Annotated in this window: 3 protein-coding genes; all 3 read right to left on the minus strand. The window is 37.6% G+C overall.

From position 1 onward, the window contains the following. Nucleotides 1-143 precede the first annotated feature (143 nt). From LD39_RS10910 to LD39_RS10920, 3 genes are read right to left on the minus strand one after another with little or no spacing between them, the layout of a single operon-like run. Nucleotides 144-602, minus strand: coding sequence for a nucleoside deaminase (locus tag LD39_RS10910; protein ID WP_035546216.1), 459 nt, complete (start codon nucleotides 600-602; stop codon nucleotides 144-146). Beyond that, nucleotides 599-802 (minus strand): cell division protein FtsL, encoded by a 204-nt coding sequence (locus LD39_RS23095; protein WP_035546218.1) that lies wholly within the window; start codon nucleotides 800-802, stop codon nucleotides 599-601. The genes LD39_RS10910 and LD39_RS23095 overlap by 4 nt, the downstream gene beginning before the upstream one ends. 40 nt (nucleotides 803-842) lie before the next feature. Next, nucleotides 843-1,106 carry a hypothetical protein gene (locus LD39_RS10920; protein ID WP_035546220.1) on the minus strand — a complete coding sequence of 88 codons (264 nt, stop codon included), beginning with the start codon at nucleotides 1,104-1,106 and terminating at the stop codon, nucleotides 843-845. Nucleotides 1,107-1,355 lie beyond the last annotated feature (249 nt).

The following is a 1,355-nucleotide window of genomic DNA, read 5'->3' on the forward strand; positions in this document are numbered from 1 at the left end:
TTCCGTCGAACCCGATGATTTCGCCTTCGGAAGCAAACAGAACGGACATGCCTTCCGCGTCCCGATTGTTCCATGCCACAATCATTTCTTTGTACAGTTGTTTTACTTTTTCCTCCATAGGAATTCACACTCCTCATCTATGATTACGAAAAGCTGTATCCTTCAAATACTTTCAACCCTTCTACATTCAATATATTTTTTTCTACGGTTGGTTTCATCGGACTTCTTTCAATTACGTCTTCACAAGAGATCATGATGTTGTCTCCTGCAATTTCTGCTAGTTGATCGTGAGACACACTATACACCATTCTTCCTAAATTCGACCAAACCATAGCGCCTGTACACATGACGCAAGGTTCACAACTGGTGTACAACGTGTATTCGTTCAAGTCGAACACCTGGTTCTCGGAACAGAATTCCCGAATGAGTCCAATTTCAGCGTGATATGTTGGATCACTGTGAGCATGGACTTTGTTTTCTCCCGTCATCACAACCTCTTCATCCTTTACGAGAACAGCTCCGAACGGTTCATTCCCTTCGTGTCTTGACTTCAAAGCCAATTCTATAGCTTTTTCCATGAAAAACTCATCATTCTTTTTCATATTCTTTCATCTCCATTTCTAATAGACATTTGCATTAGCTTCTTCTCTTCTAATTCAAGCCTTTTCTTCTCCAACTCCAACTGATTGTATTTAAGTTTCATTTCCTGTTTTTTCAAATGAAATTGTTTTCTTGTCGAGTAAACGGCCATGACTAAGCTTATGGTGACCACAATGGCTAATGCGATAAAAAATAGTTCCATCTCAAATCCCCTTCTCTCAAAATTTTTAGAATCGTGATTATTATAAATAAAGGAAGTAAGATAGAACCGCGAATATGGTGATAAAAATACCTTTAACCCAATACCGCTCCTTCTTTCTATAACCCATTTTTTCTTCCAAAAAATCTTGATAGATGATAACCATTAGAAATCCCAAAAAAGTAAGAGCATAACCTAGTCGATCATTTAAAATAGTTGTGGATCTCATAGCTGCTAAGCCAATCAGAAGAATTCCCAAATTACCTATGGTCATATATAAGTACTGCGTCTTTTTCTCCTGTTTCATCACAGCCCCCTTTTTGCAAAACCATGTACTTCCTCATTCGTTTATGTATAGATTCCTCTCTAGTATTACGTTTGAGAAAGTATTTCGTTTCATTCCTTCAATCAAAAGTCCGATGGATTAGGTACCCCATTTTACGAAGATGTTCTCATTGATCAGTTCATCTAAATGGAAAAAAAGACTGGGACATAAGTAAAGTAGCGGTGGAAAAAACGAACATTGAAAACTTGTATGAAATCAACGCAGATTCTT

The organism is Halobacillus sp. BBL2006, from assembly GCF_000786645.1.
GTDB lineage: Bacteria > Bacillota > Bacilli > Bacillales > Halobacillaceae > Halobacillus.